13 protein-coding genes and 1 pseudogene are annotated in these 26,416 nt (G+C 72.5%); 6 read left to right on the top strand and 8 right to left on the bottom strand.

Translation table 11 applies throughout. The features are described 5' to 3' along the window. The first annotated feature begins 45 nt into the window (after nucleotides 1–45). The 3 genes from IG63_RS0101335 to IG63_RS22475 all read left to right on the top strand — a co-directional run bounded on the left by IG63_RS0101335 (nucleotide 46) and on the right by IG63_RS22475 (nucleotide 2,630). Nucleotides 46–450 carry a nitroreductase family deazaflavin-dependent oxidoreductase gene (locus tag IG63_RS0101335; RefSeq protein ID WP_030482582.1) on the top strand — a complete coding sequence of 135 codons (405 nt, stop codon included), beginning with the start codon at nucleotides 46–48 and terminating at the stop codon, nucleotides 448–450. Between the two features lie 343 nt (nucleotides 451–793). After that, nucleotides 794–2,164, top strand: a complete 1,371-nt coding sequence (locus tag IG63_RS21950; RefSeq protein WP_169741741.1) for an AAA family ATPase — start codon at nucleotides 794–796, stop codon at nucleotides 2,162–2,164. Between the two features lie 76 nt (nucleotides 2,165–2,240). Further along, nucleotides 2,241–2,630 (top strand): hypothetical protein, encoded by a 390-nt coding sequence (locus IG63_RS22475; protein ID WP_169741740.1) that lies wholly within the window; start codon nucleotides 2,241–2,243, stop codon nucleotides 2,628–2,630. 124 nt (nucleotides 2,631–2,754) lie between these two features. Here the strand turns inward: IG63_RS22475 and IG63_RS0101325 are convergent, their stop codons facing one another. Both IG63_RS0101325 and IG63_RS0101320 read right to left on the bottom strand, forming a co-directional pair. Continuing rightward, nucleotides 2,755–4,113 (bottom strand): HNH endonuclease, encoded by a 1,359-nt coding sequence (locus tag IG63_RS0101325; RefSeq protein ID WP_084596473.1) that lies wholly within the window; start codon nucleotides 4,111–4,113, stop codon nucleotides 2,755–2,757. 79 nt (nucleotides 4,114–4,192) lie between these two features. Then, on the bottom strand, nucleotides 4,193–4,426 hold the full coding sequence (locus IG63_RS0101320; protein ID WP_030482579.1) for a DUF4177 domain-containing protein: 234 nt from the start codon (nucleotides 4,424–4,426) through the stop codon (nucleotides 4,193–4,195). 186 nt (nucleotides 4,427–4,612) lie between these two features. On the opposite strand from IG63_RS0101320, the gene IG63_RS0101315 reads away from it, so the two are divergent. Next, nucleotides 4,613–4,885 carry a hypothetical protein gene (locus tag IG63_RS0101315; protein WP_157209973.1) on the top strand — a complete coding sequence of 91 codons (273 nt, stop codon included), beginning with the start codon at nucleotides 4,613–4,615 and terminating at the stop codon, nucleotides 4,883–4,885. 260 nt (nucleotides 4,886–5,145) lie between these two features. On the opposite strand, the gene acpS is transcribed toward IG63_RS0101315, so the two are convergent. The 4 genes and pseudogenes from acpS to IG63_RS0101295 all read right to left on the bottom strand — a co-directional run bounded on the left by acpS (nucleotide 5,146) and on the right by IG63_RS0101295 (nucleotide 19,656). Beyond that, nucleotides 5,146–5,649, bottom strand: coding sequence for a holo-ACP synthase AcpS (acpS, locus tag IG63_RS0101310; RefSeq protein ID WP_245604237.1), 504 nt, complete (start codon nucleotides 5,647–5,649; stop codon nucleotides 5,146–5,148). Next, nucleotides 5,646–14,768, bottom strand: coding sequence for a type I polyketide synthase (locus tag IG63_RS0101305; protein ID WP_051706021.1), 9,123 nt, complete (start codon nucleotides 14,766–14,768; stop codon nucleotides 5,646–5,648). The genes acpS and IG63_RS0101305 overlap by 4 nt, the downstream gene beginning before the upstream one ends. A gap of 257 nt (nucleotides 14,769–15,025) precedes the next feature. Next, nucleotides 15,026–17,539 (bottom strand): annotated as a pseudogene (locus IG63_RS23165) (FAD/NAD(P)-binding protein); the annotation flags it as partial. 335 nt (nucleotides 17,540–17,874) lie between these two features. Beyond that, complete coding sequence (locus IG63_RS0101295) at nucleotides 17,875–19,656, bottom strand: acetyl/propionyl/methylcrotonyl-CoA carboxylase subunit alpha (protein ID WP_030482575.1); 1,782 nt, start codon at nucleotides 19,654–19,656, stop codon at nucleotides 17,875–17,877. Nucleotides 19,657–19,745: 89 nt separating this feature from the next. Between IG63_RS0101295 and icmA the strand changes: the two genes are divergently transcribed. Continuing rightward, nucleotides 19,746–21,482, top strand: a complete 1,737-nt coding sequence (gene icmA, locus IG63_RS0101290; protein WP_051706019.1) for a coenzyme B12-dependent isobutyryl-CoA mutase large subunit — start codon at nucleotides 19,746–19,748, stop codon at nucleotides 21,480–21,482. 85 nt (nucleotides 21,483–21,567) lie between these two features. Beyond that, a complete protein-coding gene (locus IG63_RS0101285) occupies nucleotides 21,568–23,499 on the top strand; it encodes a hypothetical protein (protein ID WP_030482573.1) in 1,932 nt (643 codons plus the stop codon). A gap of 9 nt (nucleotides 23,500–23,508) precedes the next feature. On the opposite strand, the gene IG63_RS20285 is transcribed toward IG63_RS0101285, so the two are convergent. Both IG63_RS20285 and IG63_RS0101275 read right to left on the bottom strand, forming a co-directional pair. Beyond that, nucleotides 23,509–24,366 (bottom strand): alpha/beta hydrolase fold domain-containing protein, encoded by an 858-nt coding sequence (locus IG63_RS20285; RefSeq protein WP_157209972.1) that lies wholly within the window; start codon nucleotides 24,364–24,366, stop codon nucleotides 23,509–23,511. Next, nucleotides 24,363–26,327 (bottom strand): ATP-binding protein, encoded by a 1,965-nt coding sequence (locus IG63_RS0101275; protein ID WP_051706018.1) that lies wholly within the window; start codon nucleotides 26,325–26,327, stop codon nucleotides 24,363–24,365. Before IG63_RS0101275 ends, IG63_RS20285 begins: the two co-directional genes overlap by 4 nt. Nucleotides 26,328–26,416: the final 89 nt, after the last annotated feature.

Below are 26,416 nucleotides of genomic sequence, written 5' to 3'. Positions count from 1 at the left end.
TCGACACCGCCGTCGTACGCGTCAAGGAGCCGTAGGTTGGCGAGCATGAGCGACTGGAACGACCAGATCATCGAGGAGTTTCGCGCCAACGGCGGCAAGGTCGGCGGCCCCTTCGCGGGCGCACCCCTCCTCCTGCTGCACAGCACCGGCGCCAAGAGCGGCGAGGAGCGCGTGCACCCGATGATGTACCAGGCCGTCGGCGACGACTTCGCCGTCTTCGCCTCCAAGGCCGGCGCCCCCACCAACCCCACCTGGTACCACAACCTTCGCGCCCACCCGGATGCTCGCGTCGAGGTCGGCACCGAGACCCTCGACGTCACCGCGCGGGTGCTCGAGGGTGACGAGCGCGCTGCCATCTGGGAGGAGCAGAAGGCGCGGTACCCGGGGTTCGCTGAGTACGAGGCGAAGACGGATCGCATGATCCCGGTCGTGCTGCTTTCGCGACGCTGACCCTTCCCTGGCTGTGAGTTGACCTGCTACCTGACGGCAGTGCCAGTACTTCGGTGAAGTACGAATCACCACGCGCTGCAGCAGCATGGGTGACGATCAGCGTCACGGAACGGGAGCGTTGACTGCCCACATCAGTGAACCGTCGCAGACCGGGGCCGCCTGAGTTCCGCGGCATTCGTAAGTGGCGCCAACCGCGTTTGATCGGATCCCTATTGTTATTGCGGAGCCGTGAGGCATGCTTTCCCCAGCGATCGGCGCGACTTGAGCGGATGGGTGCATCATGAGGTTTAGGTGGCAGAACTATCGCGGATACGTCGACACTGGGTGGGTCGAACTGAAGCCGTTGACGCTCCTGCTCGGCGCGAACAACGCGGGCAAGACGTCGCTCTACTCGCCGTTGCTGCTCTTGAAGCAGACCCTTGAGTCGGCGCGCCCAGAGACTGCGCTTCTGTCGCAGGGGCCGCTGTATGAGGCGGGACGATTTCGTGATTTTGTTCGTAACCACGATATCAGTCTCCCAGTCACTTTCGAGGTCGAACTCGAAGGCGACGCTCGCCAGTGGGTGGTAGACGATTCGGAGCCGATGGTCCCTAACTCAGTAGAGTTCACTTTCGTCGCTGGCGATGACAGGGGGGCGAGCAGCGCGTTGAAGCGCTACCAGTTGCGTGATCAATTGGGGCGGCGCATGTTTGCGTGGGACCGAGACGGACGGACCACCAAGATTAGCGGTCCCATGGTTCCGAGTCCTGGCCGTGCTGGGCGACCCTTGGGTCCGGTCTCGACAATGCTTCGCGCCATTCGTGATCAAAGCCCAGAGCATTTCTTGATCAGCGGCTCTCCAGGGCTAAGTGGAATTGGCAGCCTGCGCGACGTGAAGAAGGAGCATCGCGATCGAATCAGTGCCTGGGTTGACGCAGGACTGCGCTTCTTTCAGGTCCAGGCTGACGTGAACGCCGCTATTGGAAGCGTCTTCTCGTCGGTCAGTTATCTCAGCCCGCTCCGAGCCCTTCCAGAGCGGACCTATCGCATGAGCGCTGAGCCGCCGTCGCATGTGGGTACTGCTGGTGAGTTTGCGCCGGAGATGCTCTTTAGGGACAAGTACGAAGGCAACGGTCGACTCGTCGACGCCGTCAACGACTTTCTTATTGCATGTGGTTACGGCGGGCTCAGCTTCAAGTCTGGTCCCGATTATGACTCGTTCGAGCTTCTTGTGCGCAAGGCGCAAGAAGGCGGTGCCGACTCCAATCTCGTGGATAGCGGAATGGGATTATCCCAACTATTGCCGCTAGTTACCCAGAGTCTGGTCGCTACCGAAAGAAACAATCTATCGCTGGTTCAGCAGCCTGAGATTCACCTGAACCCCGCGCTCCAGGTGCGACTCATGGATCACTTCACGCGTCAGGCTGCCGCAGGAAAGAGGGTGCTGATCGAGACCCACAGCGAACACCTCTTGCTGCGTCTCAGGCGCCTGATTGCGGAGGACGTGATCGATGCGGGTGATGTTGCCGTCTTCTTCGCTGACAAAAATGCCGGAGTGGCGCGCGTGCAGTCAATCGACATTTCCTCCAGCGGGAGCATTGACAGAGAGGAGTGGCCAGAGGGGTTCTTCGCGGAGCAGTTGCGGGACTCTCTTGCCTTGGCTCGAATGCAGTCGCGAATCGCACGCGGTAAGCGCAGTGACCGCCGCAAGCCTGCACGACTCCCAGATGCATGAGCACGAAGACGTCGTCGTCGACACCAACGTCCTAGCGCATAGCGAGAATCCAAACTCTGCGTTCTATGCTGACGCCTTGGACTTCCTCGTGTGGCTCATCGACGATAGCGAACGTAACTGGGTTCTTGACGACAACGGCAAAAATGCCCCAGTGTTGCAGACAAGTCTGATCTGGGCCGAATATCAGCAGACGCTGTCTCAAGTCAGTTCCGCCATGCTGCTCTTTCAGCAGGCTTTGGACGCTGGAAGAGTCTGCTTTGCCACAAGGCCAAATCAGACGCAGAGTCGCATCATTCGCGGCTTGATATCACAGAATCGCAAAGATCGAGTTGTGCTCGGCGCCGCGGCAAACTCGGGTTCGAAATGGCTCGTAACGAACGACTTCGACGACTTTGACGACTTTACTCGGGCCGCCTGCCAGTCGAAGTTGAATGTGACGATCACAGACGCTCTGCGACCTTCTTGAGCGCCTCGCAGAGGACGTGTCCCATTACGACTACTGGCGTTTGGACGTCGACAACGCACCTGATCACGGTTCATCCGCACATCCCCACTTGGGCAGAGTGTAAAGGCGGATGCAGATCCTGGGCTCACGTCAGCAGCAGGCGCAACTGAGCCTCGAGCGTGCTCGGGCCGGGGTGAGAGTCGGCGAGGTCTCCCCAAACACTGGCGCTCGATGGCGGAGCGCACCACGGTGGGTCCGGTGGCGATGACACGTGAGTATGGCCGGTGGGGGTGCTCATGAGGGCTTGGTGCCCGTCGCCGGGTAGGTGCATGGCCTCCCAGTCGGCGGCTTGCTTGGCGTAGTTGCAGGCCTCGCAGAGGCCCTGGCCGTTGACGGCTGAGGTCTCGCCGCCATCGGCGGCTGGGGTGATGTGGTCGGCGTGGCGGATGGGGGCGTCGCACCAGGGGGTTCGGCAGATCTGGTCGCGGATAACGAGGAAGTGGCGCAGCTCGCCGGAGAAGGTGCGTCGGCGGGAGTCCATCGCGACCAGGTCGCCGGAGTCGGGGCGGGTGTAGAGGCGGCGGAGCCAGGCGCGGGAGGCGCCGTGGACGATGTCTCGGGCGAGCGAAGCGTGGATCGGGCCGTAGCCGACGACCTGGGCCGGCGTGTGGTCGTCGGCGAGCAGCGTGCTGTCGGTCATCACGAGCTGGACCTCGACGCTGACGTCGGAGGCGTGCTCCTGGCCGGTGATCCGCTCGACGAGGGTGTCGGCCATGACTTGGCCGCGGGAGCGGGGCTCGCCGTCACTGCGCGCGGTGTCGGCAGCCCGCTGGAGAGCGGCCAGACAAGCGACTCCCTGCTCGACGGGGACGAGGGCACTGAGCCGGCACATGGTGTCGGGCGCTGGGCGGACGCTGACGTGGCGGTCGGAGCGGGCGCCGCGCGTACGGCGAATCGCGGAGCCGGGGTCGAGGCGGTAGCCGATGGACTTGGCCTTCGCCTCGGCCTCGACGTCACCGAGCCGGGCGAGTTGGTCGGCCAGCTCGGCGTCGACCTGGGCGCGGTGCTCGACGGAGAGCACGGCGGTCTCGCGGGCGACGATGGTGGCGCGCCACTCGCTGATCTCGCCGCGGGTGAGCAGGTCGAGCGTGTGCGGCATCTCGCGGACCAGAGTCTTGGCGAGGCCGAGGTCGCGGGCGCCGCGGTGGGTGCCGCTGCGGCGGGCGAGGCCGATCTCGGTGGCGAGGCCGCGGCATCGTTTCGCGGCGGGGACACCTCGGTCAGCTTCGCGGGCGGTGCGGGCGCGGGCGAGGTTGTCGGTGACGCGGGCCTGGGCGGCGGCGATCGCGCCCTTGAGGCGCTCGAGGGAGGAGATCAGGTCGATCTGGGTGGCCTCGGTGTCTGCCGCTCCGTCGAGGAAGGCCAGGTCGATGAGGGCTTGCTCGAGGTCGTCGACGGTGGGCGCGTGCTGGGGCGCCGAGCTGGCGACTGCGACGTCGAACATGTGTTCGATTCTACTCGAACAGGTGTGCGATGTCGAGAACTTTTCGGGAGCGCGGCTAGTCGGGGCACACCCTGCCGGGTCAGGTGACCTTCTCGAAGACCATCGTCGCCTGGATGCGGTCCCCGCCGCCGAAGCCCGAGCTGCCGGACGACGCGGTGGTGATGGTGTGCAGCCGGTAGCCGCGGGCGGCCTGGTCGTTGAGCACGTCTTCCAACTCGGTGAGGTTTCCCGACCCAGCGCTCCACATCTTCTCCCGCAGGACGGTCTGAAGTACGACGTACTGCCGGTCGTCGCCGGCGGGAACGCTGGTCATGGATCCTCCTCGTGGTCGCGAGGAGGTCAGGCTAGGCGCCACTGCTCGCGAGTGGTGGTGGATCAGCGCAAGCGTGCCTAGATGGCGACGTCCCAGTGCCACAGCAGTCGCTGGTCGTAGACCCAGACGCGAGGATTTCCCCAGAGACATGACTCGCAGGGGCTTCACGTACGGCACACTCCTTCGGTGACGCGCCGACGGATGCGGGCAGAGACTGCGCAGCGTCTGGCTGCGATCGGGGTCGGGATCGCCATCGGTGTCCTCACGTTCGCCGGGGTCCTCCTCCTGAAGAGCCAGCTGCTCTTCGTGACGGTGCTGGTCTGTCTGACGTTGACGTGGCTCGTCGGCACCCGGAGGAGTTGGCGCCGCCTGGGTGAGGGGCTGTTCGCCGGCTTCCTCGTCGTTGTGGCCTTCGTCGTGGCGTTTGTGGTCTATCTAAACTTCGCGCTGGGGTCCTGAGGACGCCCGGGGGCCCTCATCGACCGCCCGAGGGAGGGGTCTCGACGGCTCGATCGGCAGGGGTGGAGGCGCCCGTCGGGCCACCGGGTCTCGAGACAGTCGCTGCGCGACTTACTCGACCACCCGAGGTACGGGTGAGCGGGCGGCGTACGGGGTCTCGACGGGCTCGACCGGCGGGGCTCAGGGCGGGCTGTCGGCTCACCGGGTCTCGAGGCTCGGCGCTGGCGCGCCTCGCACCTCGACCACCGAGGGGGGAGGGGTCAGGTCTTCTGGAGGACGACAAAGGCGGCGGCGGTGTCGGCGGCGGGGTCGTGGGTGAGGGAGACCAGGACGGTGTAGCCGGCCATGCCGCGGGCGATCTCGCCGTGGAGGCGGATGGAGGGGCGGCCCCAGGCGTCGGTGCGGACCTCGATCTCGCGGAGGTCGACGTGGTCGCGGTCGATGGCGTCGGGGCGGCCCGCGTAGGTGCTCGACCACGCCTTGATCACCGCCTCCTTGGCCGCCCAGCGGGCGGCGAGGCGCTGCGGGTCGTCGCCCGCCGTACGCCGCTCACCCGGGGTGAAGACGCGGGCGAAGCGCGTGCCGGGCTCCTCGAGCTGCTCGGCGAAGGCGGTGATGGCGACGAGGTCGACGCCGATGCCGACGGCGCCCTCGAGGTCGAGGGTCGGGGCGTCTCGAGACGGTTGCTGCGCAACCTCCTCGACGACCCGGTCCCGGGGAGGCGACGGGTTGGTCGCCTCCCCGGGGATCCGGTCGTCGGTCAACGGGCGGCTCGGGCGTAGACGCCGTCGGCGCCGAGGCGGGCCTCGGGGTCGACGAGCATGGCGCTCTCGTCGGCCTTCGTCGCGGCAAGGTCGGCGTCGGCGAAGCGACGCTGCTCGGCCTTGACGAAGAGCGGGTCGCCGCCGTGCATCGCGTCGAGGCGACGGGCCTCACCCGCGACCAGGCGGGCGGAGGCCTGCTCGAGCCACGCCTCGCGCTGGGTGTCAGACAGCGTCGCGGCGAAGGCGCCCGGGTGGGCCACCACGATCATCGCCGAGACGTGCCCGAAGCCGAGGCTGGTCAGCACGCCGGCCTTGAGCGGGCCGGTCTCCAGCGACTTGCGCAGCCAGACCAGGTGCTCGTTGACGGCGAGCTGCTCGTCGACGCAGTCGAGCCCGCGGTTGGGCGGGACGACGCCGGCGGCCAGCATCTGGCACAGGCCGTTGAGCTGGAAGGCCGCGGCCCCGCCCTTGGAGTGACCGGTCAGCGACTTCTGCGAGACCACGTAGAGGGGCGAGCCCTGGGTGCGGCCGAGCGCGTCGGCGAGCTTCTCGTGCAGCTGCGACTCGTTGGGGTCGTTGGCCGCCGTGGAGGTGTCGTGCTTGCTCACCACCGCGAGGTCGTCGGCCCCCAGGCCGAGCTTGTCGAGCGACTTCGCCAGCGGCGACTTCGTGCCACCCACGCCCGCACCGAGCGCGCCGATGCCGGGCGCCGGGATGGAGGTGTGGATGCCGTCGGCGAACGACGCGGCGTAGGCCACGACGCCCAGCACGGGCAGGCCGAGCTCGGCCGCCACGTCACCACGGGCCAGGACGACGGCGCCGCCACCCTGGGCCTCCACGAAGCCGCCGCGACGGCGGTCGTTGGGCCGGCAGACGTGCCGCTCCTCGATGCCGCGACCCAGCATCTGGGCGGTGTCGGCGGTGGCGCTCATGTTGCCGAAGCCGAGGATGCCCTCGATGCCGAGGTCGTCGAAGCCGCCGGCCACGACCACGCTGGCCTTGCCCAGCTTGATCTTGTCGACGCCCTCCTCCACGGAGACCGCGGCGGTCGCGCAGGCGGCCACCGGGTGCACCATCGCGCCGTAGCCACCGAGGTAGCTCTGCACGGTGTGCGCGGCCACCACGTTGGGCAGCGCCTCCTGGAGCACGTCGTTGGGCGGCTCCTCGCCGAGCAGCGCGTCGACGTACATCCGGCGGGTCGACTGCATGCCGCCGATGCCGGTGCCCTGGGTGTTGGCGAACTGCGTGGGGTGCACCCAGCGCAGCAGCTCGGCCGGGGTGACGCCGCTGGAGACGAAGGCGTCGACGGTGGCGATGAGGTTCCACGCCGCGAGCCGGTCGACCGACTCGACCATGGCGCCGAGGCCCCAGACCGCGGGGTCGAAGCCGTCGGGCACCTGGGCGCCGACGAAGCGGGTGAGCTTGAAGCGCCGCGGCACCCGCATCTCGCCGCCGGCCAGGCGGGTGACCACCCAGTCGCCGTCCTCACCCGGAGCGATCCGGGTGTGCTTCGGGTCGGCCTCGGCGAAGGCGCGGGCCTCCTCCTCGGTGCGGACGACGAAGGAGGTGTCCTCGTCGAGGTAGACCGAGACCATCAGCGGCGCGGTGCCGTCGATGAGCTGGTTGTCGTCGCGGAAGCGGCGGATGCCGACGGACGCCTCGAGCTCCTCGGCGTACTTCTCCACGACCTCGGCCTCGGTGAGCGGGTCGCCCGACGCGGCGTCGTGCCAGCCGGCGGTGGGCTCGTGCTCCCACACGATCTTGCCGGTGACCCAGGCCAGCTCGAGCACGCCCGCGGCGGAGAGGTGGTCCTCGACCTCCATCTCGAAGCGGGTGCGCGCCGAGCCCACGGGGCCGACCTCGCCGGCGCCCACGATGACCACGAGGTCCTCGGGCTTGGCGTCGAGGTCCGCCCACGGCATCGTCGCCTGGGTGGTCCCCCAGCCGGCGGGGTGCGTGAGCGCGGTGACCGTGGTCTTGGCGTCGGTCTCGTCAGCGTCGGCGTCGGACGCCGTCGCGGCGTCGCGGGCCTCGCGCGCCAGGGCAGCGAGGTCGAGGTCGGCCTCGCCCAGGCCGCCGGTCAGGTCGGCCGTGATCGGCGCCTGCGCCGCCTTGGCCCGCGCGTCGGCGGTGCACAGCTCGAGCAGCTCGGCGGTCATCTCCTCCGGGCTCCAGGTGCGGACGCCGGCGGCCTCGACGGCGCCGACCAGCGGGTCGTTGCCGCCCATCAGGCCGGTGCCGCGCACCCACCCGATGTGGGCGTGGGCCAGCGAGACGCGAGCCGACCAGGCCGACTCGGCGTGCCAGCGCTGCACGAAGGCGTCGAACGCCGCCTTGGCCTCGCCGTAGGCGCCGTCGCCGCCGAAGCGGCCACGGTTGGGCGAGCCGGGCAGGACCACGTGCACCCGCTGGCCGAGCTTGTGCTCGGCACCCTGGGCGGCCAGGCCGGTGACGAGGCGCTCCACGCCCCAGACCAGCACGCGGAACTCCACCTCGGCGCGGGGACCCGCGTCGGCCGCGGTGCCCTGCACGGGCGGGGCGGCGAAGGGGAAGACCAGCGTCGGGGAGAGCGCGGGGCGCAGCTCGGTGCGCTGGCCACCCGCCTCCTCGACCACGGGGGAGGAGATCCACTCGACCAGCGCGTCGACGTCGGCGTACGACGCCAGGTTGGCCGGCAGCACCCACAGGGCAGCACCGGTCGACGCGTGGTCGCGGTAGAGGCCGCGGAAGTAGTCGAGCCGGGCCTTGGAGAGCCGCGAGGTGGTCGCCACCACGGTGGCGCCGCCGCGCAGCAGGTCGCCGACGACGGAGCCGGCGATGGAGCCGGGGGCCGCGCCGGTGACGACGGCGACCTCGCCTGCGTACTGCGGCGCGGTGTCGACCGCGGCGAGCACGCCCTCGTAGAAGTCGACCAGGTCGCTGCGGCCCTCGGTGCGGGCCCGCTCGAGCCACCAGGCGGCCTGCGCCTGCGCGTTGGCGTCGAGCGAGGCGTAGCTGCGGGTCAGCACGTCCTCGTCGCCGGCCCAGGCACGGGCGAAGTCCTCGCGGACCGAGGCCCAGCGGTCGTCAAGCAGCACGGCGCGCTTGGCGTCGAAGGCCGGGGCGACCTTCTTGGCCCAGTCGGAGCCGAGCTCGGCCTCGACGAGCTGCACCAGCTCGGCGTCGAGGTCCTCCTCCGACTCGCCGACGCCCTCGTCGGCCAGGCCGAGCCGGCCCAGCAGGTGGCGCGCAGTGGAGGCCAGCACGCCCTCGGGGCCGGTGATCGACTCGGTCAGCTCGCCCAGCGCGGCGGCGTCGACGGTGCCGCCACCGCCGCCCTCGCCACCGGCGGGCATCGAGACGCTCACGCCGTGGGCGGCGCCGACGGCCTGCACGGCCTGGTCGACCGCGCTGGCGACGTCGGCGGGCTGGCTGTCGAAGCCGAGCGCGCCGCCGCGGGTGGAGGAGCCGTCGCGCAGGCCGCACGCGAGCAGCGCCTGCACGTGGCTGACCCACCCGGGGCCGAGCTGCCAGGTGTCGGTGACGCGGTCGGTGATGGCCGCGGCCTTCGAGCCCTTCGAGCCGGCGAACTTGCGCAGCGTGTCGCCGACGGCCTCGGTGAGCACCGGGCCGAAGGCGGAGTAGCCGCGGGCCAGCTTGTCGACCTTGCCGCCCAGCGACTTCCAGTCGGCCTCGGCGGCGCCGTCGATGGCGCCCAGGCCGAGCTCGGCGCCGAGGTCGACCAGCAGCTGGTTGCGGCGCGAGGAGACGCCGTCGCATAGCGCCTCGATCGTGTCGGCTGTGCCGATCTGGTCGGGCCGCACCTTGGTGCGCAGCGCGGCCAGCGTGGTGGTCGCGTCGGCGGCGCTGTAGGTCAGGTCCGCCGGACGCTCGGCACCCGGCGCCGCGGTGGGGGCGGCAGAGGGAGCGGCCGCCTTGGTCTCGACAGGCTCGACCGGCGAGGACTCGGCGGCCGAGGACTCGCCCGACGCGGTCTCGTCGGTCTCCTCCTCGTCCTCCACCACGGGGGTGTCGGTGCCGAAGACCACGGCGGAGTCGCGCTCCACGTTGAGGATGCGCGGCGCCTCGCCGTCGTAGGTCGGCAGCTTGGTGGTGTTGGCGGCCAGGTTGGCGATCGTGGGAGCACCCGCGACGCCGACCTCGACGAACTGCTCGATCCCCAGACCGGTGCCGGTCGCGGTCTCCTGCGCCGGGGTGGCGAAGAGCAGGTCCTGGGTCTCGATCCAGCGCACCGGGCTGGCGAACTGCCAGGCCAGCAGCTCGATCAGCAGCGCCCGGCCGAGCCGGCTCGGGTCGGCCGACCAGGTGTCCCAGTCCTCCAGCGCCGGCTTGAGCAGCGGGGAGTCGACGTACGCCGCGACCTCCTCGACGAAGCTCTTGTCGAGGGAGAAGAGGCGGGGCACCAGGTTGGGGATGTAGCGCCCGATCAGCAGCGTCGGGTCGATCGTCTCGGGCAGCAGGTCGTCGAGCGTGGCCCTGAAGTCGGGCACGCCGGCGTGCAGCTCGGAGGAGTGGAAGGGCACGTCGATGCCCGGCACCAGGATGAAGGCGGCCTTGCCGTTGAAGCGCTTGCGGCGCTCGGCGACCTCCTCCTCGAGGACCTCCAGACCGCGCACGGTGCCCGCGATGGCGTACTGCGAGCCGCGCAGGTTGTAGTTGACGATCTGGATGAACTCACCGGTGCGCTCGGAGATCTCGGCCACCCAGCCGGCGACCTCGTCGTCGGCGAGCTTGATCTGCGAAGGCCGGATGGCCGCGAGCCGGTAGTTGGAGCGGCCCTGCGCGTCGCGCGGCACCAGGTGGTGCATCGCCATGCCGCGGCGGAAGACGATCTCCAGCAGCGCCTCCAGCGGGAGGATGCCGGTGACCGCCGCGAGCGCGTTGTACTCGCCCACGGAGTGGCCGCAGGTGATCGCGCCCTCGACGAAGACGCCGCTCTCGCGCATCTCGGCCACCTGGGCGACGGCCAGCGTGGCCATCGCGACCTGGGTGAACTGGGTCAGGAAGAGCACGCCGTCGGGGTGGCGGTGCAGCTCGCCGTCGGCCCACAGCTCGGTCGGGTTGTCGCGGACGACGGCCAGGATCGAGAAGCCGAGGGCCTCGCGGGTGTGGGCGTCGGCGCGGTCCCAGACCTGCCGGGCGGCGGCGGAGCGGGTGCGGGCGTCGAGGCCCATGCCCTGGCTCTGGATGCCCTGGCCGGGGAAGGCGTACGCCGTGCGCGGCGCGGCCACCACGGCCTCGGCGACCATCGCGAGCTCGCCGTCGGCGCGCACGCTGACCTCGAGCACGGTGTCGCCGGCGAGCACGCCGGTGCGCTCGACGGTCACCTCGACCTCGGCGCCCGGCTGCACCGGCGCGACCCAGCGCGTCAGCCAGGAGCGGACGGCGCGCGGGTGGTGCGAGGCGCCGGCGGACGCCGCGGCGCGCTGGGCGACCGCGGAGGTCCACATGCCGTGCACGATCGGGCCCTCGAAGCCCGCGAGGCGGGCGGCGGGCACGTCGGTGTGCAGCGGGTTGTGGTCGCCGCTGACCGCGGCGAAGGCGACCATGTGCTGGGGCGCCGTGGCGGTGAAGCGGTCGAGCCGGGCGCGCGGGCGCTCCTCGGCGTCGCCGGTGACCGACCCGGGACCGGCCAGCTCGGCCTCGCCCGTGCGGCCGCGCACCATGAAGCGCTCGGAGAGCGTGGCCACGGTCGCGTCGCCCTCGGTGACGGTGACGTCGACCGAGATCACCTGGCCGGCGACCGAGTCGACGGTGCCGGTGCGGGTGGCGGTGAGGGTCAGCTCGGCGCCGTCGGCGACCTCGGTCAGCGGGCGCTCCAGGCTGATCCGGTGGTCGAGGTGCACCAGGTCGAGCAGGCCCTCGACGGGGCCGATGCAGGCGAAGACCGCCGGCCAGGCGAGCCCCACGAGCGTGTCGGGGACGACGCCGGCCTGCGGGTCGGCCTGGCCCTCGCCCTTGCGGCGGCGGGCGGGGTCGGTGACGCCGACGTGGTCGGCGACGAGCGCGGAGGTCCAGGTCGTGGTGACCGTCGCGCTGCCGTCGACGACCTCGGGCAGGGTGCCGCCCGCGGTGACCGCGAGCAGGTCGGCCATCGCGGAGGTGACCGACTCCTCGCTGATGACGGGGAGACCGCCGGCGGGCACGCCGGAGAGGTCGACCCGCAGCGCGAGCTCGCCCTTGCTCAGCGGCACGCGCAGCACGGCGGTGGTGTCGTCGTCGCCGGCCTCGAGGCCGGCCTCGGTGCCCACCAGGCGGTGCAGCGGGTTGGCGATGACGCGTCCGGCCCACACGAGGTCGGTGGCGGCGGCCGCGGCGTCGAGCAGGGTGACGTCGTCGCCCACGGTGGTGCGGGCGACCGCCCGCAGCGGGGCGACGTCGGCGGCGGCGAGGTCGTCGACCAGCGCGGCCTCGAAGCGGTCGAGCAGGTCGGCGACCGGCTCGTCCTTGACGGTGATGCCGGCGACGGCGACCGGGCCGGGGATCACGATGACCTGGTCGGCGGGGTAGGCCTCGTCGTGGGCCTGCCACAGCGAGTCGGAGCGCCACCAGCGGCGTACGTCGGCGTCGACCACGGGCACGAAGGTGACCGGCTTGCCGGGACGGCGGCAGACCTCGACGAAGAAGGAGACGTCGGCGGGGTGCAGCACGCAGTCGCTCGCCTCGGGGTACGCCGCCACGAGCGCGTCGACGCAGCCGGCCGGGTCGGTGGCGACCTGGGCGAGCTCGTAGGGACGCTCGACCTCGCCGGAGGTCTCGGGCACGACGCGCGCCAGGGCGCGGTCGAGCAGCTCCTCGAAGCGGGTGCGCAGCGTGACGTCGAGCCACTGGCTGCCGGCGGCGTCCTTGCCGGTCAGCGACTCGGTGGAGGCGCGCGGGCCGGCGAGCTCGAGGTAGCGGCGCAGCAGCTGCTCGTAGGTCATGGTCTCGACGTCGCCGAAGTAGGGCTTGCAGGTCGCGGCCATGGCCTCGACGAGCTCGTCCTTGCGGGCGAGGGCGGCCTCGGCGTCGCCGGCGACCTGGTCGAGCAGGGCGCCGCAGCGGGAGGCGGCGTTGTCGATCTCGTGGATGTCGGCGCCGAGCTGGCTGCGACCGGAGGTGACGTCGCCGGCGCTGCGGCCGGCGCCCACCCAGCCGCCGTTGTCGCTGGTCGCGACGCCGGGGGTGGCGACGAGCAGGTCCTTGACGGCGTCGGCGGTGGTGGCCTCCTTGGTGGCCATCGCCGCGGTGCCGATGAGCACGCCGTCGACGGGCATCGCGGCCTCGCCGTGGGCGGTGGCCCAGGTGCCGCGCAGGTAGTCGACCGCGCGGTCGGGGGTGCCGATGCCGCCGCCGACGCAGACGACGAGGTTGTCGACGCTGCGCAGCTCGGCGTACGTCGCGAGCAGCAGCTCGTCGAGGTCCTCCCAGCTGTGGTGGCCGCCGGCGACGCCGCCCTCGATGTGGGCGATGACGGGGGTCTCGACCTCGCGGGCGATGGCGAGCACCTGGCGGATCTGCTTGACCGTGCCGGGCTTGAAGACCACGTGGCTGATGCCCGCGGCGTGGAGGTCCTCGATGATCGCGACGGCCTCGTCGGTCTCGGGGATGCCGGCGCTGATGACGAGCCCGTCGAAGGGGGCGCCCGCGAGGCGGGCCTTCTGCACCAGGCGCTGGCCGCCGACCTGCATCTTCCACAGGTAGGGGTCGAGGAAGAGGGTGTTGAACTGCGCGGTCGCGCCCTCGTCGAGCAGCTCACCCAGGCGGGCGACGTTGTCGGCGAAGATCTGCTCGGTCACCTGGCCGCCGCCGGCGAGCTCGGCCCAGTGGCCGCGGTTGGCGGCCGCGGCGACGATCGCGGGGTCGACGGTGGTGGGGGTCATGCCCGCGAGCAGGATCGGCGACTTGCCGGTGAGGCGGGTGAAGGCGGTGTCGACGACGGGGGTGCCGTCGCCGCGGTCGATCAGCCGGGGGGCGTACGCCGACCAGTCGGCGGCGCGGGTGAGCTCGGCGCCCACGGTGAAGAGCTGGTCGCGGCCCGCGGCGGTGGCGGCGGGGACGACGGTGACGCCGCGGCCGCGCAGCGCGCGGGCGGTGAGGTTGGCCGACAGCTCGGCCGGGCCGAGGTCGAGGACCCAGGCGGTCTGCTCGCCGACGGCGTCGACGAGCTCGCGCGGCCAGTCGACCTGCTCGACGCAGATGGCCTGGGCGAGGTGCTCGGCGAGGGCGGCGTCGAGGCCGCACTCCTCGGCCCACTCGCGTACCAGGTCGACGGCGGGCGCGAGGGCGGGGTGGTGGAAGCCGACGGCGACGGGGATCGACTCGAGCACGGGGCCGAAGGGACGACCGCCGCGGGCCTTCTGCTCGACCTCGGCGCTCTCGCGGGCGGCGCGCTCGTCGGCGGCGGCGCGGAAGCGGCGCAGGCCGTCGGGGGAGCCGCTCAGCACGGTGCGACGGGGGCCGTTGACGGCGGCGACGACGACCTGGTCGTCGTCGCGGCTGACCTGGGCGGCGAGCTGCTCGACGTCGGGCAGCTCGGCGCCGGCGACCGAGAGCATCGGGGACTCGTCACCGTGGCCGACCAGGCCTGCGCGGCGCGAGACGATGCCCGCGGCGGCGCCGATGAGGCGGGCGATGGCGAGCAGGTCGACGTCGCTGCAGGCCTCCTCCTCGCGGCGGCCGGCGAAGGCCGCGACGCCGAGGATGCCCTGCGAGTGACCGACGGCGGCGACGGGCGCCACGCGGGTGAGGTCGAGGCCCTCCGCGGAGAGCAGGTCGAGCGCGACCAACTGGCTCAGCAGCACGCCGGGGACGCCGAGCGCGGGCGCCGAGCTCTCGTCGCGGTCGACCTCGGCCTCGTCGGCCAGCCACTGCTGCGGCGCGAAGGGGCGCGGCAGCGCGGCGGCGAGACGGCCGGAGACGGGAGCCACGCGGCGGGCCGACTCCTCGACCAGCTCGGCGACGCGGTCGCCTGCCTGGTCCTCCTCGAGGAGCTCGCGCAGGGTGGCGAACCAGTCCGTGCCCTGGCCGCCGAAGGTCACGGCGAACTCCGCACCCTCGCGCAGCCGGTCGGCCAGCGCCTGGCCCCGGTCGGGGGTGGCGGAGTCGTGGGTGAGGGTGGTCGGAGGCACCTGAGTCATGCGAGGAGTCTGTCATGTTCCAGGCTCAAACACGAATCTCTCCTCACGTTTTTTCCGAGACTCGCGAGTAGCCGTTTCATACTCGTTGGTAGTCCCCTGCAGACCCGGACATGCCGCCCTCCGGGCGTGGCGCAGGTCACGCCGGGTCGGGGCCGCCGTCGGCAAATTCACCGGCCGGCCGGTGAATTTGCCGAGTGCTACGTCAGGGTCGGCGGGAGGAGGTCTGAGGGACGCTGAGGTAGCACTCGGCGTACGACTCAGTGGGGCGAGGGGCTCAGGAGCCGGGCCCGGCGGCGTACGTCGAGGGCCGACGGACGGCGGTCGAGCCGCCGGTCGAGCACCGTGGCGGCCTCGGCGGTGCGGCCCGCCAGGGCCAGGGCGTGCACCAGGGTGTCCTCGAGCACCTCCCGCTGCGCGGCGCTGCCGCCGAGCGCGCCGGTGCGGGGGAGCAGGGCGCCCAGGGCGTCGGCCGCCTCGGCGTACCAGCCCTCGACGAGCCGGGCCAGCGCCGCGCACAGCGGCGACACGACGTCGCGGAAGACGGGGTCGGCGTGGCGGGCGGCGACGTCGCGCAGCGCGGCGAGCCCGACGTCGTCGGCGTCGGCGGCGAGCGCCAGCGCGCTGTGCATCGCGGCGAAGGGCGTCGGCGGCTCGGAGAGCCAGCCCACGGGGGCGGCCTCGCAGGCCTGCTGCACCGGCAACTCGTCCTGCCACGCGCCGGTGACGCGGCAGCGCCACAGCAGGGCCGCGCTGTCGACCAGTGCGCGGGACCCGTGCACCTCCGGCGGCGCGAGCTCGCGGGCGTAGCGGCGGCGTACGCCGTCGAGGTCGCCCTGCATCAGCTCGTGCAGCGCGGCGTGCCAGGAGAAGTGCGAGCGGTGGTTGGCCTGCCGACCGCAGCCCCCGATCCAGTCGTCGAGCCACGCCAGGCCCTCGGCGTGGGCGCCGGTCTCGTAGAAGACGTGCGCGCGGGCGTGCACGGCGTGGCCGGAGGCGGGCTCCACGGAGAGGGCGTACGCCGCCAGCTCCTCGGCCTCCGCCCACCGCTCCTGGTCCTGGCGCACGAAGGCGAGCTGGCCGGCGTACCACCAGTCGTCGCCGTAGCTGCGGCCCAGGCTCTCGACCAGGTCGGCGGTCTGGCGGCCCGAGGTGAGCCCGCCGAAGGCGACGGTGGGCACGGCGACGCTCACCGCGAGCGCGTCGCGGGGGAAGAGCCGCACGTGGCGCAGCAGGGCGGCCGCGCCGGTGGCCTCGTCGGTGCGCAGCCGCGTGGTGACCGCGCGCAGGAAGCTGACCTCGCGGTCGTCGAGGAAGCGTCGCGACGCGGCGGTGTGCGCGCGGTCGAGGCGGCGTCCCCAGTCCGTGGTGGTGCCCCACTCGTGGCCGAGCAGCGCCAGCGCCGCCTGGGCCTGCACGAAGTCGGGGTCGTGCTCGACCGCCTCGCGCAGCCCGCGCTCGGCGCCGTCCTGCAGCCGGAGCAGCCGGCCGAGGGCGTCGTTGTAGGCCCGCGCCGCCGTGGCGTCCGTGGTCAGGCACAGCCCGTAGACGTCGGTCGGACGGCGCTTTGTCTCGCCGTGCAGGGCGCGGACGACGCGCTGGGCGACGTTGTAGGCCTGCTCGCGGATCTCCGGCATCGCCGTGGTCTCCCACAGGCTGCCGCGCCGCAGGGACCCGAGCGCGTAGACCGGCATCGTCGTCGGCAGCACGCCGCGCACCCGGCCGTCGTCGGCGACGTCGATGCCGAGCCCGACGGGTCCGGGACGCACGACGCCGCTGCGGGCGAGCGTCGTGAGCAGGGGGTCGTGGGCGATCGTGCCGACCGGGCCGGTGCAGGAGACGACCCCGGCCACCCGGAGGGTGGAGCCGTCGCTGAGGTCGACCTCGAGGCCGTCGTCGTGCTCGTGGACAGCCGTGACGGTGCCGCGGTGCCGCTGCAGCCGGCCGGCCTCGGTGATCGCGTCGAGTCGCGCCGCCACGTCGGGCGACATCCGGTGGCGGTGCACGTCCCAGGTGCGGGCGTGTCGGGTGAGGAAGGCCTGCTTCTGCTCCTCCGCCAGCCCCGACCACAGCTGCGCGGTGACCGGTCGCAGGCCGTCGATCGCGGGACGCCAGTCGCCGGTGGCCGCGACGGTGCGCGCGACGTGGGTGCGGATCGCCTCGCCCAGCTCGGCGAGGTCGGTCAGCCGGGTGATCCCGGGGGGCGGCGGCACCGGCGGGGTGGTCGGCACGCGGTGCACGCGGGGGAGCAGGTCGTGGCGGGAGACGGTGTGGATCGTGCGACCCGGCCGGTCGGCGGAGACGGCGACGTCGACCATGGTGAGTCCGGTGCCGACCAGCAGCAGGTCGCCGTCGTCGGGCAGCGGCTGCGTCCACGGGTCGGCCACGAAGCGCGCGCTCCCGCGCAGCTCTCCCGGCGCCCAGGTGCTGCCGCTCGCGGTGCCGCCGGCGAGCACCACGGCGCGCGCGACCGTCGTACCGCCCTGGTCGTCGTGCACCACCAGGCGCTCGCCCTCGCGCACGAGGTCGGTGACCCGCGCCCGCCGCCGCTCGAAGCCGGCGTTGCCGGGATACTCCGCCGCCGTCTCGAGCAGGTCCTCGACGTAGTCGCCGTACCACCGGCGCGGCACGAAGTGCTGCGGCTGCGCGTCGGCGTCGCGGTGGCGGCGTACCCAGCGGAAGAAGTGCTCCGGATCGCGCGGGAAGGCGGTCATGCCGCTGGCCGGCACGTTGAGCAGGTGGCGCTCGTCGGTCGTGGCGTACGCCGCCCCCCCGCCCCGTCGTCGCGGCCGGGTCGACCAGCACCACGCGGTAGCGCGGGGAGACTGCGCTCAGCAGGTGGGTCGCCGTCAGCGCCCCTCCTGCGCCCGCCCCGACCACGACGACGCAGCAGTCGCCCTCACCACCGGACATGTCTGCTCCCTAAGTCGAGTGAGTTAGACGACAAAGGTAGCAGGGGTGGGCCCGCTAGCGCCCCGCCGCGCCGTACGCCGCCTCGCCGGGTCTCGAGACAGGCGCTGCGCGCCTTCCTCGACCACCCGGGTCGCCGGGTGGTCGAGGAGGTTGCGCAGCAACCGTCTCGAGACCTCGGGGGCGGACCTGACTGCGCCTACTCGGCGTCCTTGATCTCGCACACGACGGCGCCGTTGGCGATGGTCGCGCCGACCTCGGCGTCGAGGCCGGTGACGGTGCCGGCCTTGTGGGCCTTCAGCGGCTGCTCCATCTTCATCGCCTCGAGGACGACGATGGTGTCGCCCTCGGCGACGGTGTCGCCGTCGGCGACGGTGACCTTGACGATGGTGCCCTGCATCGGGGAGGCGACGGCGTCGCCGGAGACGGCGCCGCCGGCCTTCGCGCCCGTACGCCGCTTCGGCTTCTTCGCAGCGCCGCCACCGGCGCCCCCGCCCACGGCGGCGAGGCCGCCGGGCAGGACCACCTCGAGGCGGCGTCCGCCGACCTCGACGGTGACGCGGTGGCGCTCCTCGGGCTCGTCGGCGTCGGCCGTGGGCCCGGCGTAGGGCTCGAGCTGGTTGTCGAAGTCGGTCTCGATCCACTGCGTGTAGACCGAGAAGGACTCGCCGTCTCCGATGAAGGCCGGGTCGTCGACGACCGCGGCGTGGAAGGGGATGACGGTCGGCATGCCCTCGACGACGAACTCGTCGAGCGCGCGGCGCGAGCGCTCCAGCGCCTGGGTGCGGTCGCGGCCGGAGACGATCAGCTTGGCGACGAGGGAGTCGAAGGCGCCGGGGATGGTCTCGCCCTCCTCGTAGCCGCCGTCGAGGCGGACGCCGGGGCCGGACGGCGGGTGCCAGCGGGTGAGTGTGCCGGGCGCGGGCATGAAGCCGGCGCCGCCGTCCTCGGCGTTGATGCGGAACTCGATGGAGTGGCCCCGCACGGGCGGGTCGTCGTAGCCGAGCTCCTCGCCGGCGGCGATGCGGAACATCTCGCGCACCAGGTCGAGACCGGTGACCTCCTCGGAGACGCAGTGCTCCACCTGCAGCCGGGTGTTGACCTCGAGGAAGGAGATGGTGCCGTCCTGGGCGACGAGGAACTCGCACGTGCCGGCGCCGACGTACTCCGCCTCGCGCAAGATCGCCTTGGAGCTCTCGTAGAGCCGGGTGACCTGGTCCTCGGTGAGGAACGGCGCGGGCGCCTCCTCGACGAGCTTCTGGTTGCGCCGCTGCAGCGAGCAGTCGCGGGTGGAGACGACGACGACGTTGCCGTGCTGGTCGGCCAGGCACTGGGTCTCGACGTGGCGGGGCTGGTCGAGGAACTTCTCGACCAGGCACTCGCCGCGGCCGAAGGCGCCGACGGCCTCGCGGACGGCGGCCTCGAAGGCGTCGGGGATCTCCTCCATCGTGCGCGCGACCTTCAGGCCGCGGCCGCCGCCGCCGTAGACGGCCTTGATGGCGACGGGGAGCCCGTGCTCCTCAGCGAAGGCGACGATCTCGTCGGCGTCCTCGACGGGGTCCTTGGTGCCGGGGGCCAGCGGCGCCTTCGCGCGCTCGGCGATGTGCTTGGCCTTGGCCTTGTCGCCGAGGGCGTCGATGGCCGCGGGGGGCGGGCCGATCCAGACCAGCCCCGCGTCGAGCACGGCCTGGGCGAAGTCGGCGTTCTCGGCCAGGAAGCCGTAGCCGGGGTGCACGGAGTCGGCGCCCGACTCCTTCGCCGCGGCGATGATCTTGTCGATGTCGAGGTAGGAGTCGGCGGGCGTCGCGCCGCCGAGGCTGTGCGCCTCGTCGGCGATCCGGACGAAGAGCGCGTCGCGGTCGGGCTCGGCGTAGACCGCCACCGAGCCGATGCCCGCGTCCTTGCAGGCACGGATGACGCGCACGGCGATCTCTCCGCGGTTGGCGACCAGGACCTTCTGCAGCGGCTTGACCTCAGGCACGGGCCTGACCCTACTGCGGGCCCGCGACGCGGAGCAGGTGACCTCGACGACGGGTTAGCGACCGTTCACATCGCGGCTACGATCCGACCATGAGCGACGTGACCGGGGACACAGCGGGCGACACAGAGGCGACGACCAGTCGGCAGCGCTGGCAGGAGCGGTACGACGCGGCCTTCGCGCAGGGCCGCGTGCGCGACGCCGACTTCACCACCCTCTCGGGGGAGGAGGTCGCGCCGGCGTACGGCACCGACGACTCCGAGTGGCCCGGCGAGTTCCCCTACACCCGCGGCCTCTACCCCACCGGCTACCGCGGGCGGCAGTGGACGATCCGGCAGTTCGCCGGCTTCGGCAACGCCCAGCAGACCAACGAGCGCTACAAGATGATCCTGGCCCGGGGCGGCGGCGGGCTGTCGGTGGCCTTCGACATGCCGACCCTGATGGGCCGCGACTCCGACGACCCGAAGAGCCTCGGCGAGGTCGGCCACTGCGGCGTCGCGGTCGACACCGCCGCCGACATGGACGTGCTCTTCGACGGCATCCCGCTGGAGCAGGTCACCACGTCGATGACGATCAGCGGTCCGGCGGTGCCGGTCTTCTGCATGATGCTCGTCGCCGCCGAGCGGCAGGGCGCCGACCTCTCCAAGCTCAACGGCACGCTGCAGACCGACATCTTCAAGGAGTACATCGCCCAGAAGGAGTGGCTCTTCCCGCCCGAGCCGCACCTGAAGCTGATCGGCGACCTGATGGAGTACTGCGCCGCCGAGATCCCGGCGTACAAGCCGCTGAGCGTCTCGGGCTACCACATCCGCGAGGCCGGCTCGACCGCCGCGCAGGAGCTCGCCTTCACCCTCGCCGGTGGCTTCGGGTACGTCGAGCTCGGCCTCTCGCGCGGGCTCGACGTCGACGTCTTCGCCCCCGGGCTCTCCTTCTTCTTCGACAGCCACGTCGACTTCTTCGAGGAGATCGCCAAGTTCCGCGCCGCGCGCCGGATCTGGGCGCGCTGGCTGCGCGACGTCTACGGCGCCACCACCGAGAAGGCGCAGTGGCTCCGCTTCCACACCCAGACCGCCGGGGTGAGCCTCACGGCGCAGCAGCCCTACAACAACGTCGTGCGCACCGGCCTCGAGGCGCTGGCCGCGGTGCTGGGCGGCACCAACAGCCTGCACACCAACGCCCTCGACGAGACCCTGGCGCTGCCGAGCGAGCAGGCCGCCGAGATCGCGCTGCGCACGCAGCAGGTGATCATGGAGGAGACCGGCGTCGCCAACGTCGCCGACCCGCTCGGCGGCAGCTGGTACGTCGAGGCGCTCACCGACCAGATCGAGGCGCAGGCCAACCGGATCTTCGACACCATCCTCGAGCTCGGCGGCTCCGACCTGCGCCACGACGACGTCGAGGGGCTGGCGCGCTCGGCCCGCGAGGGCGACGACCCGGTGACCCGGGGCCTGCTGCGCGGCATCGAGGAGGGCTGGTTCACCTCCGAGATCGCCGAGGCGGCCTTCGTCTACCAGACCGCGCTGGAGAAGGACGAGAAGCGCATCGTCGGCGTCAACTGCCACACCGAGTCGGTCACCAGCGAGCTGGAGATCATGCGCGTCTCCCACGAGGTCGAGCGCGAGCAGGTGCGCGAGCTGGCCGAGCGCCGGGCCGGTCGCGACGAGGCGGCCATCGCCGAGGCGATCGCCCGGATGGTGCAGGCCGCCCGCGACGACACCAACATGGTCGGCCCGATGCTCGAGGCCTGCCGCCTCGAGGCCTCGCTGGGCGAGATCTGCGACGCCCTGCGCGAGGAGTGGGGCGAGTACCGCGAGCCGGCGCGCTTCTGACCTGCTGGCACAGCTGGTCCATACCTGACGGATAATCCGTGGACGTCACCGCGCGCCACGGAGGAGGTTCCTCGCAGGAGGAACCATGACGACCACGCGACGCTACGCAGTCCTCATCTTGACCACCGACATCGGCACCGGCCTCACCGGCGCAGCCGCCCTCGAGATGCTCGACCGGAGCGCCGCCGGCCAACCGGCAGAGCTGCGCCGCAGCGTGGCCGACTACTGGTCCGACGTCACCGGCGGCGAGATCCGGTTGACCTGGCAGCACCTGCAGCCGGTGGTGCTGCCAGCGACCGACCCGGACTGGGCGGCGCTCGCCGCCGACGTCGGCGGTCGTGGTGCCCACCTGGCGACACTGGTCGAGAGGCACGTCTCGCTGGCGACCCGCCTCGCCACAGACGGGGTCCTGGTGCTGAGCTCGCTCCCCACGGCGCGTGCCTTCGCGTCCGACTTCGAGGTGGAGGTCCGGCCGGGCCGCACGGTGCGCAAGCCGGCCGGCTACACGGCGATCAACCGACCGCACCGCACCTGCGCCCACGAGGTCGGTCACATGCTCGGCTTCGGCCACGCCTGGGGCGAGGTCGACAGCGCCTTGGACAAGCACGAGTACGCCTCGTCCTACTGCGTCATGGGCGGGACGCAGATGCCCGGCACCGATGCGGCCGAGCGTTCCCTGCGTCTCGGTCCCCCGCCGGGGACGGCAGTGCCGGTCGAGGCGGCGTGGTGGACCGAGCTGGGCCCCGGCCTGACGAGGGCCTCGTGGCTCTCGTGGACCCGTCGGCAGGGACGCCCGGACCCGGTCTGGCTCGGCACCCAGGGCCTGCCGCCGGCGGGACGGGACACGTTGCTGGAGGTGGGTGACGACACCGCTGCGGAGGGGATCTCGCGAGCCGTGCTGGTCGGTCCTCCCGACCTCGGCGGCTTCGTCGTCGAGGTCCGGCGTCCGCGGCCGACGCTGCCGCTGGACTGGGACGGTGCGCTGCGCTTCGACCGGCCCGACGAGCCGGCCGGTGTCACGGGGGTCGACGACGACACCGTGCTCAGTGACGCTCCCGGCGTGGTCGTGCACCGCTTCGGCACCGTGCTGGGCGACGATGGTGAGCTCGAGCAGGGGGTGCCCGTCTACGTCGGCACCATCCCGGTCCCGGCGGCCGGCCGACGCGATGTCGTGGTGGCCGGCCTCACCGGTCACCACCGTCTCACGTTGGTGTCGTATGCCGGCGGCGTCGCGCGGCTCTCGCTGGCCGCGGGGCTGAGGCAGCGGCCGTCGCTGCTGCTGACGACGTCGGCGCGGGCGACGCCGTCCTTCCTCGAGCTCGCACCCCGCGTCAGCTTCGAGGTCGCGGGGGTGGGCCCGGGCTGCGGTGTCGGCCGCTACTTCGCTCGCTCGACGACGCAGCAGGTCGAGCTGCAGGTGCGGGCCTCGGCCGCCGGGTCGGTGCGAGCCGATGCCGTGCAGTCCGGTACGCCGCGCTTCGGCTGGACGGTGGCCGGGACTGATGTCGGCGAGGCACCGATCGGCACCCAGCAGCCCCGGACTCTCGTCGTCGACCTCGACGTCGAGGTGCCGTCGGGTGACCGCGAGTGGACACGCGAGCGGCAGCGGGTCGAGCTGGCGGTGACGGTGGCCTGGGACCGGCTCCGGGTGGTCTGCCCACCGGGACACGGCAGGTACCGCCTCCCCGTAGAGGCGCGACTGCTCCCCGCCGAGCCGGGCACGTCAGCGGTGCTGGCGACCACCTCGCACTCCTTCCAGGTGGAGACGGCCGCACTGCGCTTCGAGGCGCGACTGGCCCAGGACACTGCCGAGTGTCACGCGTGGCTGCGCGCACAGCTCGACGACCTGGCCGAGCGCTTCCCCGGCAGCGAGGTCGGGGTGCTCCTGGAGAAGACAGACCGTCGCCCGGTCCGCCGGTGGACACCCGAGGAGGTCGCAGGGGCGGTGTCGGCAATCGGGCGGGTCGAGCGTCTGCCGGACCTGGGTCGGCGCCGGAGGATCGATCCCGTCGGTTGAGGCCGCCTCTCAGCCGCTTGGGAGCAGCGCGCCGGAGAGCGCCTCGGCCATGCGCGTCATCTCGCGTCGCGCGTTGGCCGGCGTGAGGAAGTAGTGGTCGGCGCCGGGCACGACGTGGTGGTCGACCGGCACGCCGGCCTCGGCGAGGCGGGCGGCGTAGGCGTCGCCCTCGCGCCGCAGCAGGTCCCGCTCGCCGGTGACGACGTACGCCGGGGGCAGGCCGGCCAGCGACCCGGCGCGCAGCGGGGAGGCGTAGGGCTCGGCGCGGCGCGCGGCGTCGCGGAAGTAGGTGGCGCGCACCAGGTCGAGCACCGAGCGCCCGAGCATCGAGCCGGTGACGCCCTTGTCGTCGTAGGACTCCGCGACGTCGAGGGAGGGGACGCCGAGCAGCTGCAGGCGCGGCGGTGGCGTCCCGAGGTCGCGGGCCATCAGGCAGGCGGCCGCGGCGAGGCTGCCGCCCGCGCTGAAGCCGCCGACGGCCGCCGGCAGGCCCTCGGCGGCGAGGTGCGCCAGCACGTCGTGCGCCTGCTCCTGGGCGACGGGGTAGCGCACCTTCGGGGCGACGTCGTAGTCGACGTCGACCACGGTGAGCCCCGTCGTGGCGACGACGAAGCGCGCCCAGAAGTCGTCCATGGCGGGGTGGCGCATCACGAAGGCGCCCCCGTGGAGGTGCACGTACGTCGCCTCGTGACGCCCCGCCCAGCGCGCGCAGCGCACGTCGCCGTGCCGGGTGGGCACCCGCAGCCGCTGGGGACGGGGCAGGTCGGCGCCCTCGAGGAGCAGCTCGCGGCCGTAGCGCACGGTCAGCGGCGCGCTCCGCTGCATCAGCCAGGCGCGCAGGTCGGCGCCCGACCACACCCGGCTCACGCGTGGGCCGGGAGGGTGAAGACGAAGCGGCTCCCGCCTCCGGGGTTGTCCTCGACGTGGATCCGCCCGCCGTGCCGCTCGACCACGCCGCGGCAGATGCCCAGGCCGATGCCCGTGCCGGTGTAGCGGCCGTCGTGCACGCGGACGAAGGTCTCGAAGATCCGCTCGCGCTGGTGGGGCGGCACCCCAACGCCGTTGTCGCTGACCGCCACCTCCACGAGGTCGCCCCTCGCGCGCGAGGTCAGGTGCACCTCGGGCCGCACGCCGTCGGCGACGTACTTCACGGCGTTGCCGACCAGGTTGTCGAGCAGCTGTCGCACCAGCACCTCGTCACCGTAGGCGTGCATGCCGATGGCCACGACGACGGTGGGGCCGACCGGCGCCTGGCGCCGCAGCGTGGCGACCTGCTCGGCGAGCGCGGTCAGGTCGAGCTCCTGCATCCGCAGCGGCTGGTCGCGGGCGATCGTGTAGGCGAGCAGGTCGTCGATGAAGCTGCGCATGTGCGCGGAGGCGTCCTGGATCCGGCGGGTCATCGAGGACCCGGTGGTGCCGTCGACCTCGCCCTCGGCGAAGGAGTCGGCCAGGGTGTCGGCCCACCCGCTGACGATCGTGAGCGGGTTGTTGAGGTCGTGCGCGACCACGCCGGCGAAGGCCGCGAGGGCGTCCTCCCGCTGTCGCACCAGGGTCACGTCGCGCACCACGACCAGAGCCTTCGGCTCCTCGCCGTCGACCGTGAGCCTGCTCGCCGAGATCTCCAGCACCCGCGGCTCGCCGTCGTCGAGACGGTGCACCAGCTCCTGCACCAGCACCTCCTCGCCGCGCAGCGCCCGCACGTGGGGCAGTTGGTCGGCGGGCACGCGCCGTCCTTCGAGGTCGAGCAGCCCCACGTCGGGCAGCGGCTCCCCGACCTCGAGGCCGGAGGCGCCCGTCAGTGGCGGGAGGGCGGCGTTGCGCAGCACCACCTCGCCGTCGCTGCGGACCACCAGGATCCCCTCGCGGATCTGCTCGAGCACGGCGGTCAGCAGGGCCGCCCGCTCGTCGGCCTGGGAGGAGGCCACCACGCGCTCGGAGGTCACCAGCGAGACCGCCAGCGAGATCACCATCAGCGAGACCATGAAGGCCTGGGCCATCGCCGCGCCGACGAGGGGGTCGCTGACCCCGGCGAAGACCCCGGAGCCGGCGAGCGTCACCAGGACGGCCAGCAGCCCGCACAGCAGCGCGTGCAGCGAGGCGATCGGGGGCGGCAGCCGCAGCGCGGTCCACAGCGTGGGCAGGAGCAGCACGAAGGTCACCGGCGCCGGGCTGGCCAGGGTGAGCACGAGGACGTAGGCGGTGGCGGTGATGGCGAGCAGCAGCGCCGTCTCCGGGAGCCGGAGCGTCCACCCGGTCCACCACTGCGCGCTGCGACGACGCACGGCCGCGGCGCCCAGACCGTCGGCCAGCGCCGGCGCCAGCTGCACCGTCACGGCGCCGATGACGAAGGCCCAGCCGAAGTTGCGCACCCACACCAGGGCCGCGTCGACGGCCGTCGGGGTCGGGATCAGCCCGAGCCCGGCTGCCCGCACCAGCGTGCCGGCGGTGGCGCCGACCGTGGTGGCCAGCAGGAAGGCCGCCAGGTCGCCGAGCCGGGTCATCGGCCGGCTGCCCCGGCCGGTGCCCCACAGGTCGGGCGCCAGCCGCGTCATCAGGGCGAGGTGCACCGCGGTCTGGGCGACGACCTGGAGCCCGGCCATCGTCGCGACCTGCCAGGTCGCGCCCAGGAGCAGCAGCGCCGCCCCGATCACGACGAGCAGCGCCACGGCGTCGACCGGCCAGGTGCGACGGCTGCCCGTGCCCGCCCAGAGCAGCGCCACGCCGGTCACGGGCCACACCAGGCTGATCGTCAGGTCCTCGCGGAACGACGCGTATCCCAGGTCGGCGGCGACCCAGGTGACCACGGTGAGGAGGAGCAGGCGGCGCACGGGCGCTCCTCCTGTCGCCGGGTCTGGACCGAGAGGGGGACGCAGGCAGTATGGCGGCATCCCGCCTGCTCTGCGCCGGAACCCGCCGG

This window comes from Nocardioides aequoreus (genome assembly GCF_000720335.1).
Classification (GTDB): domain Bacteria; phylum Actinomycetota; class Actinomycetes; order Propionibacteriales; family Nocardioidaceae; genus Marmoricola; species Marmoricola aequoreus.
The sequence above is the reverse complement of the archived record's forward strand: the minus strand, read 5'-3'. Positions and strand labels throughout refer to the sequence as shown.

Coding starts and splice junctions, on each gene's coding strand:
- IG63_RS0101335 (WP_030482582.1), top strand. CDS start 46: ATGAGCGACTGGAACGACCAGATCATCGAGGAGTTTCGCGCCAACGGC.
- IG63_RS0101325 (WP_084596473.1), bottom strand. CDS start 4,113: ATGTTCGACGTCGCAGTCGCCAGCTCGGCGCCCCAGCACGCGCCCACC.
- IG63_RS0101320 (WP_030482579.1), bottom strand. CDS start 4,426: ATGACCAGCGTTCCCGCCGGCGACGACCGGCAGTACGTCGTACTTCAG.
- IG63_RS0101305 (WP_051706021.1), bottom strand. CDS start 14,768: ATGACTCAGGTGCCTCCGACCACCCTCACCCACGACTCCGCCACCCCC.
- icmA (WP_051706019.1), top strand. CDS start 19,746: ATGAGCGACGTGACCGGGGACACAGCGGGCGACACAGAGGCGACGACC.
- IG63_RS0101285 (WP_030482573.1), top strand. CDS start 21,568: ATGACGACCACGCGACGCTACGCAGTCCTCATCTTGACCACCGACATC.